Source organism: Vibrio sp. 1249-1 (assembly GCF_033340495.1).
Window position 1 is genome coordinate 1 of record NZ_JAWOWJ010001006.1, and the last position, 550, is coordinate 550.

Below are 550 nucleotides of genomic sequence, written 5' to 3' on the forward strand. Positions count from 1 at the left end.
AAATCGAGGAACTGCTGCGCTTTGACAAACAAATCGGCAGCAGGCTTGGCGAGACCGTCAGGGCCCGCTTTTAATACGCATTGGAAGTATGGCGTCAAACCGATTTTATCTAAGTCGACATTACCATTGGTGATCGCCACCAGAGGAATGCGTTCTCCCAACTCCGCCAATACATCGAGACTTTGCTGCGGCACGTCAAACTGACTGCGCCATTCCAACGCCAGTTGCACGCCCTCTTCCGCTGCAACTTGAGCTTGCGCTTCATCGTAGCCAACGGATAGAAAAGCATGCTTGAGCTGCACTAGGCGCCAAAGCGTCACATCGCTTTTGAGATCAGGACTTTGCTGGAGAACATGTTTTTTTACCTGCAACCAGTCGGCCTTTTCCATGTGCGCCACTGCAGGATGCGTTTGTTGCAACCAGGTCAGTAACTCGCGCTCCATACGGACAATCACTGGATGGTTGTCATACAGCGTGTCATCCAGATCGAATGTCATGGCCTTAATCGGCTCGATACGGCGGTAAAATTTCATGCTTTGGCTCACTCCCC

At 51.5% G+C, this 550-nt stretch carries 1 protein-coding gene; it reads right to left on the reverse strand.

The window, feature by feature from the left end; all coding sequences use genetic code 11:
• Positions 1-533 (reverse strand): HAD family hydrolase (locus R7Z50_RS30160; RefSeq protein WP_318150104.1); only part of this gene is annotated, 533 nt, incomplete at its 3' end.
• Between the last annotated feature and the right edge of the window lie 17 nt (positions 534-550).